This is a genomic window from Streptomyces boncukensis, assembly GCF_011045075.1.
Classification (GTDB): Bacteria; Actinomycetota; Actinomycetes; order Streptomycetales; family Streptomycetaceae; genus Streptomyces; species Streptomyces boncukensis.
In genome coordinates, this window is the sequence record NZ_JAAKZZ010000383.1 from 1 (window position 1) to 7250 (window position 7250).

Consider the following 7250-nt stretch of genomic DNA (forward strand, 5'->3'; position numbering starts at 1 on the left):
GCGAGGGGCCGGGGGCGGGATCTGGATCACGCCACGGCCGCACCCAGGGCCGCTATGACGTCCGCACGGCGGGGCTGCCCGGCCGCCCTGCGCACCTCGTCCCCGGCCGCGTCGAGCACCAGCACCGTGGGCGTACGCCGAATGTCCAGCCGCCGGACGAGAGCGAGGTGCTCCTCGGCGTCCAGCTCGACGTGCGCGACGCCCTCGACCATGGCGGCCACCTCGCGCAGCGTCCGCCGCGTCGCCCGGCAGGGCTGGCAGAAGGCGCTGGAGAACTGCACGAGCGTGGCCCGCTCCCCCAGCACTGCACCGTCCAGCCACTCGACCACGCCGCCCCTCCGTCCCTCATGCCCGTCCCTCGTGCCCATCCCTGATGTCCGTCCCTCATGCCGGTGCATCCCAGTGTGCCTCTGCCGGGTGACAAGGATCTCGCCGCCCGCATGTCGCCGGACTAGCCATGCGCACGGCTTTGGGGAACGATGCGCTGGAGTCCGAAGTTACGCCCCCGTAAGTTCGTAGCGCCGACAAGCGAAGGGTCCCCCGTGCCAGATCTGCTCTATCCGCCGGTGATCGGCCTCGCACGGACCTGGTTCAAGGCACTGGACCTGCGTTTCGACATCCACGGCACCCATCATGTGCCCCGGCGCGGCGGCGCCGTACTGGTGAGCAACCACATCAGCTACCTCGACTTCATCTTCACGGGCCTCGCCGCCCGCCCGGCCAAGCGGCTGGTCCGCTTCATGGCCAAGGAGTCGGTGTTCCGGCACAAGGTGTCCGGGCCGCTGATGCGGGCCATGAAGCACATCCCCGTGGACCGCCGGCGCGGCGAGGACGCCTACGCGCACGCGCTCGGCGCGCTGCGCTCCGGCGAGGTGATCGGCGTCTTCCCGGAGGCGACCATCTCCCGCTCCTTCGCCCTCAAGGACTTCAAGTCCGGCGCGGCCCGGCTGGCGCAGGAGGCGCGGGTGCCGCTGGTGCCGATGGCGCTGTGGGGCACGCAGCGGCTGTGGACCAAGGGGCACCGGAGGGACTTCGGCCGCAACCACATCCCCGTCGGCATCCGCGTCGGCGAGCCGCTCCCGGCGGGGGACGGCGAGTCGCCGCTGACCGTCACCGAGCGGCTGCGCGACCGCGTCCACGAGCTGCTGGAGGCGGCGCAGCGGGCGTATCCGGCGAGCCCCGAGGGCCCGGCGGACTCCTGGTGGCTCCCGGCGCACCTGGGCGGCACGGCCCCCACCCCGGCGGAGGCCCGCGCCCTGTGAGGCCCGCCCGCGGGCCGGGCCGTACCCGCCGGGGTACCCGCTCTCAGAGCGCGGTGTCGAGGAGCCGCCAGAGCTGGTCCATGTCCGTGGCGCTCCGCAGGGCGCGGAGGACGACGGGGTGCGGCTCGGCGTAGAGCACCGGGTAGTCGCACTCGCCCTTCCCGGGGCGTACCGGCCAGGCGAGCTGCTCCCGGTCCAGCCGGAACTGGGCGTCCACACCGGGCCTGTTCCCGCGCGCGTCCTGCCGGATCCAGCGCCCGCCCGGCAGCTTGAGCGCGATCAGGCCGTGCAGCACCTCGTGCTTCTGGTAGCAGAAGCCGGCGGGGATGCCCTCCGCTCGCAGCAGGGCCGCCAGGGCGTGGGACTTGGCGTGGCAGACGCCGGTCCGCCGGGCGATGACGTCGGACGCCCGCCAGGTGATACGGGGGTCCCCCGTGTCGCAGGAGTGCGGGATGGCGTCGCGGACGAACTCGAAGGCGGCGCGCGCGTACGCGGTGAGATCGTCGGCGGTCTCGCCGAGCCGCGCTGCGGTCTCGCGGACCAGTGGATGGGTGTGGTCGACGGTGGCGTCGGCGACGAGGTAGGCCGCCTCGTCGGCGGTCACGGGGGTGAGCTGCATGCCGGAAGAGCGTAGGGCGCACCCTGCCGCAGCTCAATGCAATTACGACAGGATGCATACCTATGCAGTCACTGGGGAACAGCCGCCCGAATCAGCGCCCCATCTCCTCGCGCAGCGCCTCCACGAAGCCGTCCACGTCCTGCTCCGTCGTGTCGAAGGAGCACATCCAGCGCACGTCCCCCGCGGCCTCGTCCCAGAAGTAGAAGCGGTAGCGCCGCTGCAGCCGCTCGCTGACGTCGTGCGGCAGGCGCGCGAAGACGGCGTTGGCCTCGACGGCGTGGAGGATCCGCACGCCGTCCACGGTCTTGACGCCCTCGGCGAGCCGCTGGGCCATGGCGTTGGCGTGCCGTGCGTTGCGCAGCCACAGATCGCCGGACAGCAGCGCCTCGAACTGCGCCGAGATGAACCGGGTCTTGGAGCTGAGCTGCATGGACAGCTTGCGCAGATGCTTCATCGCGCCGACCGCCCCGGGGTTGAGCACGACGACCGCCTCGCCGGCCATCATCCCGTTCTTGGTGCCGCCCAGCGAGAGGATGTCCACCCCCGCGGCGTTGGTGAAGGAGCGCATCGGGACGTCCAGCGCCGCCGCGGCGTTGGCGATACGGGCGCCGTCGAGATGCACCCGCATACCGCGCTCGTGCGCGTGCGCGCACAGGGCGCGTATCTCCTCCACCGTGTACACCGTCCCCAGCTCGGTGTTCTGGGCGAGGGAGACGACCTGCGGCATGGCGCGGTGCTCGTCGTCCCAGCCGAACGCCTCGCGGTCGATCAGCTCGGGGGTGAGCTTGCCGTCCTCGGTCGGCACGGTGAGCAGCTTCAGACCGCCCACGCGCTCCGGCGCCCCGCACTCGTCCACATGGATGTGCGCGCTGTCGGCGCAGATCACCGCGGACCAGCGGTCGGTGAGGGACTGCAGCGCGACGACGTTCGCGCCCGTGCCGTTGAACACCGGGTACACCTCGGCCCGGGGGCCGAAGTGGCTGCGGATCACGGACGTCAGATGCGCGCTGTACTCGTCCGCGCCGTAGGCGGGCTGGTGCCCCCCGTTGGCGAGGGCGAGCGCCGCCAGGATCTCCGGGTGCACGCCCGCGTAGTTGTCGCTGGCGAAACCGCGGACCGCGGGGTCGTGGCGGCGCTTGGCGTCCGTGGGGGTGTTCAGGGCTTCGGCGTCAGCCACAGGCGGGTTCCGTTCAGCTCATCGGCGGGCTCGGTCCAGGTCGCGGCGATGGCCTCGGCCAGATTCTTGACGTCCGTGAAGCCGGCGAACTTGGCGTTCGGCCGGTCGGCGCGCAACTGGTCGTGCACCAGCGCCTTGACCACCAGGATGACAGCCGCGGCGGAAGGGCCGGCCTCGCCCCCCGCCTTGCGGAAGGCGTCCCCGAGCGCCAGCGTCCACGCCTCGGCTGCGGCCTTGGAGGCGGCGTAGGCCGCGTTCCCCGCGGTCGGCTTGGAGGCGCCCGCGGCGCTGATGAGCAGGTAGCGGCCGTTCGCGCTGCGCTCCAGCGGCTTCTCGAAGGCGAGCGAGGTGTGCTGGACGGTGCGCAGCAGCAGGTTGTGCAGAGCTTCCCAGTCGGCGAGGTCGGTCTCGGCGAAGGAGGCCGAGCCGCGCCAGCCGCCGACCAGGTGCACCAGGCCGTCGATGTGGCCGAACTCCTTCTCCGTCCGGCCGGCCCACTCCCGGGTGGCGTCCAGGCTGAGGAGGTCGACGGTGTCACCGGTGACGGTGGCGCCGCCGTGCGCGAACCGGGCCGCGTCCACGGCCTGCGCCAGGCGCTCCGCGTCCGCGTCGGCCGCGACGACCGTGGCGCCCTCCTCCGCGAGGCGGAGGAGCGTGGCCTGGCCGGCGGGCCCGGCGGCCCCGGCCACGGCGATGACGGAGCCGCTCAGCCGATCCCTGCCGTTCCCCTGACCCCGCGCCGTCGTGTCTGTCGTGTCCGTCATCCTCGTCGCCTCCTCGCGCTCGGCACTCGGCTGGCCGCTCACCTGCCCGCTCACGCGGCGTTCCGGACCGGGGTCCGGGCGGTGATGCCCTCGGTCGATGCGATCACACGACGGAGCTTCTTCGCGAGCGCCTCGTAGAACATGCTGAGCGGAAATTCGTCGGGAAGCACCTCGTCCACCAGCTTGCGGGGCGGCAGGCTGAGGTCGAGCGCGTCGGGGCCCTTCGCCCAGGTGGAGCCGGGGTGCGGCGCGAGATGGCGGGAGACCAGCTCGTACGCCTTGAACCAGTGCACCAGCTTGGGGCGGTCGATGCCCGCGCGGTACAGCGACTCGATCTCCTCGCGCAGCCGTACGGTCACCTCACGTGCCCGGTCCCAGTCGATGGAGAGCCGGTTGTCGGTCCAGCGCAGCGCGTCGTGCTGGTGCAGATAGGCGAAGAGCAGCTGGCCGCCGAGACCGTCGTAGTTGCGCTTGCGCTCGCCGGTCACCGGGAAGCGGAAGAGGCGCTCCAGCAGCATCGCGTACTGCACGTCGCGGCCCTGCGGGTAGCCGTCGGCCTCCAGCTTGACGCCCTCGTGGAAGGCGGTCAGGTCGCAGCGCAGCTCCTCCAGGCCGTACATCCAGAACGGCTGCCGCTGCTTGATCATGAACGGGTCGAACGGCAGGTCGCCGTGGCTGTGCGTGCGGTCGTGGACCATGTCCCACAGCACGAAGGTCTGCTGGCAGCGCTCCTGGTCCTCCAGCATCTCGCGGGCGTCGTCCGGCAGTTCGAGCTGGGTCACCTCGCAGGCGGCCTGGACGACGCGGCGGAAGCGGGCCGCCTCGCGGTCGCAGAAGATGCCGCCCCAGCTGAAGCGCGCCGGGGCCTCGCGCACGGAGATGGTCTCGGGGAAGAGCACGGCGGAGTGTGTGGCGTACCCCCCGGTGAAGTCCTCGAAGCTGATGCCGCAGAACAGCGGGTTGTCGTAGCGGGTGCGCTCCAGCTCCGCCAGCCAGGGGGGCCAGACCATGCGCAGCACGACGGCTTCCAGGTTCCGGTCCGGGTTGCCGTTCTGCGTGTACATCGGGAAGACGACCAGGTGCTGGAGGCCGTCCTCGCGCTGCTGCGCGGGGTGGAAGGCCAGCAGGGAGTCCAGGAAGTCGGGCACGCCGAAGCCGTCGCCCGACCAGCGGCGCAGGTCGGCGGCGAGCGCCTCGTGGTACGCGGCGTCGTGCGGCAGCAGCGGCGACAGCTCCGCGACCGCCGTGATCACGCGGTCGATGCGGTCGCGCACCTCCTCGAGCGCGGGCGCCCCCTCGGCGGTGAAGTCGACCGAACCGTCCGGGGACTGCCAGCCGCGCACCTCCTCGACGGCGCTCTTGAGCACCGCCCAGGCGGGGTGGTCAATGACCCGCTCCGACGGCGGAACGTCGCCCTGAGTTTCCACGGACGAAAGAATTTCCGTCATATTGACCCCTCCACAGAAGAAAGTCGCGTCCACGAACCGTATCCGCGTAGAGCGCCCCACTCAAGAGGGGGTACCAGGAGGATGTCCTGTGATCTCTACTTCAAACCGCCGTTCTTCCTGTCCGTACCTGTCTCCACAGTAGCTCTGCCCAGGGATGCCGCGCCTTCCCGTACCGGCCCCACCGGAGGCCGGTTCCCGGCCCGCTACGCTGTGCACAGCTGTCACGCCGCGAGGGAAAGCGAGAGCGCACCGTGCCACTGCTCACCGTCGGTCACCGCGGCGTCATGGGCGTCGAGCCCGAGAACACGCTCCGCTCCTTCGTCCGCGCCGAGCGCGAGGGGCTCGACGTCATCGAGCTCGACCTGCATCTGAGCAAGGACGGCGAGCTGGTGGTGATGCACGACGCCGACGTCTCCCGCACCACCGACGGCAGCGGCCCGATCGGCGAGTTCACCCTCGCCGAGCTGCGCGAGCTGGACGCGGGCGAGGGCGAGCGGATCCCGGTCTTCGACGAGGTCGTGGACGCGGTGAGCGCACCGCTCCAGGCGGAGATCAAGGACCGGGCCGCGGCGCGGGTGCTGGCCGGCGCGATCGAGCGGCGCGGCCTGCGCGACCGCGTCACCGTGATCTCGTTCCACGGCGACGCGCTCCGCGAGACGCGCGCCCTGCTGCCCGGCATCCCGCTGGTGCTGGTCGCGGGGCGCTCCTCGCCCACGGCCCCGGAGCGCGCCCGGGAGCTGGGCGCCGGAATGGTGTCCCTGGACCGGCGGCACCTGGACGCCGACACGGTCGCACGCTGCCACGCCGCCGGGATCGAGGTCATCAGCTGGACGGTGAACACCGAGGAGGAGCTGGCACGCGCCCGTGAGCTGCGGCTGGACGGGGTGGTGACGGACATGCCCGCCATCCGGCGGGCCGTCGTCAGCTCAGCGGCTTGACCAGCAGCTCGAACGCGAGGTCGGCGCGCTGCGGGATGCCGAAGCGCTCGTCGCCGTACGGGAAGGGGCTCAGCTTCCCGGTACGCGTGTAGCCGCGCCGCTCGTACCAGGCGATCAGGTCCTCGCGCTGCTTGATCACCTGCATGTGCATCTCGCCCGCGCCCCACTCCGTACGCGCCAGGCGCTCGGCCTCTGTCAGCACGACCCGCCCGAGCCCTGCGCCCTGCAGCCGCGGCTCGACGGCGAACATGCCGAAGTACGCCTGCGGGCCCCGGTGTTCGAGCTGGCAGCAGGCGACGGTCGCACCGCCGCGCTCGACCACCAGCATCATGCTGTCGGGGTCCTTCACCACGGCGGCGACGCCGCCGGGGTCGGTGCGCTGGCCCTCCAGAAGGTCGGCCTCGGTGGTCCACCCCTCCCGGCTGGCATCGCCCCGGTAGGCCGACTCGACGAGGGCGGTGAGGGCCGGGACGTCCTCCTCGACGGCGGCTCTGAAGCTGATGCCGTCGTCCTGCTGCTGCGTGCGTGCGGTGCTGTCCATGGCAAGCGAGCGTAACCGGACGCGCGTGAGTATGGTCCGGGTCATGGTGCACGTACTGAGCAGCCGGACGCTGCTGCGACCCACCGACCCCGAGCGCTCGCGGGCCTTCTACGGCGGGGCGCTGGGGCTGCACATCTACCGCGAGTTCGGCACCGGACCGGAGCGCGGCACGGTCTACTTCCTGGGCGGCGGCTTCCTGGAGGTGTCCGGCCGCTCCGACGAGCCGCCGTCGCCCGGACTCCAGCTGTGGCTCCAGGTGCCGGACGCCGCGGCGGCGCACGCGGAGCTGGCGGCGGCCGGCGTACGTGTGGTGCGCCCGCCGGTACGGGAGCCGTGGGGCCTGGTCGAGATGTGGCTCGAAGACCCCGACGGGGTGCGCATCTGCGTCGTCCAGGTGCCGGAGGACCACCCGCTGCGCTACCGGCCGGGAATCTGACCGGCGCGCGCCGGTTCCGCTCCCTGCCGCCCCCCTGCCGCACGGCGGGCGGCTCGGTGCTCCCC

General features: G+C 72.1%; 9 protein-coding genes. 3 read left to right on the plus strand and 6 right to left on the minus strand.

What is annotated here, in order from left to right; translation table 11 throughout:
- Positions 1-26 precede the first annotated feature (26 nt).
- The gene (locus G5C65_RS27350; RefSeq protein ID WP_206442332.1) at positions 27-368 is read right to left on the minus strand and encodes a thioredoxin family protein; all 342 of its coding nucleotides are present in this window, start codon (positions 366-368) and stop codon (positions 27-29) included.
- 174 nt (positions 369-542) lie between these two features.
- On the opposite strand from G5C65_RS27350, the gene G5C65_RS27355 reads away from it, so the two are divergent.
- Positions 543-1262 (plus strand): 1-acyl-sn-glycerol-3-phosphate acyltransferase, encoded by a 720-nt coding sequence (locus G5C65_RS27355; RefSeq protein ID WP_165301662.1) that lies wholly within the window; start codon positions 543-545, stop codon positions 1260-1262.
- 43 nt (positions 1263-1305) lie between these two features.
- Here the strand turns inward: G5C65_RS27355 and G5C65_RS27360 are convergent, their stop codons facing one another.
- The 4 genes from G5C65_RS27360 to G5C65_RS27375 form a co-directional block, all read right to left on the minus strand.
- A complete protein-coding gene (locus G5C65_RS27360) occupies positions 1306-1881 on the minus strand; it encodes a transglutaminase-like domain-containing protein (protein WP_165301663.1) in 576 nt (191 codons plus the stop codon).
- Between the two features lie 91 nt (positions 1882-1972).
- Complete coding sequence (locus G5C65_RS27365) at positions 1973-3040, minus strand: threonine aldolase family protein (protein ID WP_165301674.1); 1068 nt, start codon at positions 3038-3040, stop codon at positions 1973-1975.
- Entirely contained in the window at positions 3037-3822 is a 786-nt protein-coding gene (locus G5C65_RS27370) for an SDR family NAD(P)-dependent oxidoreductase (protein ID WP_165301665.1), read from the minus strand. The genes G5C65_RS27365 and G5C65_RS27370 overlap by 4 nt, the downstream gene beginning before the upstream one ends.
- 50 nt (positions 3823-3872) lie before the next feature.
- Positions 3873-5270, minus strand: coding sequence for a DUF6421 family protein (locus G5C65_RS27375; protein ID WP_165301667.1), 1398 nt, complete (start codon positions 5268-5270; stop codon positions 3873-3875).
- Positions 5271-5521: 251 nt separating this feature from the next.
- Between G5C65_RS27375 and G5C65_RS27380 the strand changes: the two genes are divergently transcribed.
- On the plus strand, positions 5522-6208 hold the full coding sequence (locus tag G5C65_RS27380) for a glycerophosphodiester phosphodiesterase family protein (RefSeq protein ID WP_165301669.1): 687 nt from the start codon (positions 5522-5524) through the stop codon (positions 6206-6208).
- Here the strand turns inward: G5C65_RS27380 and G5C65_RS27385 are convergent.
- Positions 6192-6749 carry a GNAT family N-acetyltransferase gene (locus G5C65_RS27385; protein WP_165301671.1) on the minus strand — a complete coding sequence of 186 codons (558 nt, stop codon included), beginning with the start codon at positions 6747-6749 and terminating at the stop codon, positions 6192-6194. The two genes, G5C65_RS27380 and G5C65_RS27385, sit on opposite strands and share 17 nt — an antisense overlap.
- Positions 6750-6792: 43 nt before the next feature.
- Here G5C65_RS27385 and G5C65_RS27390 point away from each other — a divergent pair, with 43 nt between their 5' ends.
- Positions 6793-7185: a VOC family protein gene (locus G5C65_RS27390; protein WP_165301673.1), complete on the plus strand. Its 393-nt coding sequence runs from the start codon at positions 6793-6795 to the stop codon at positions 7183-7185.
- Positions 7186-7250 lie beyond the last annotated feature (65 nt).

Bases quoted from the DNA above. Each gene is read 5' to 3' on its own strand.
- G5C65_RS27360 (WP_165301663.1), bottom strand. From the start codon at position 1,881: ATGCAGCTCACCCCCGTGACCGCCGACGAGGCGGCCTACCTCGTCGCC.
- G5C65_RS27350 (WP_206442332.1), bottom strand. From the start codon at position 368: ATGGGCACGAGGGACGGGCATGAGGGACGGAGGGGCGGCGTGGTCGAG.
- G5C65_RS27375 (WP_165301667.1), bottom strand. From the start codon at position 5,270: ATGACGGAAATTCTTTCGTCCGTGGAAACTCAGGGCGACGTTCCGCCG.
- G5C65_RS27385 (WP_165301671.1), bottom strand. From the start codon at position 6,749: ATGGACAGCACCGCACGCACGCAGCAGCAGGACGACGGCATCAGCTTC.
- G5C65_RS27370 (WP_165301665.1), bottom strand. From the start codon at position 3,822: ATGACGGACACGACAGACACGACGGCGCGGGGTCAGGGGAACGGCAGG.
- G5C65_RS27390 (WP_165301673.1), top strand. From the start codon at position 6,793: ATGGTGCACGTACTGAGCAGCCGGACGCTGCTGCGACCCACCGACCCC.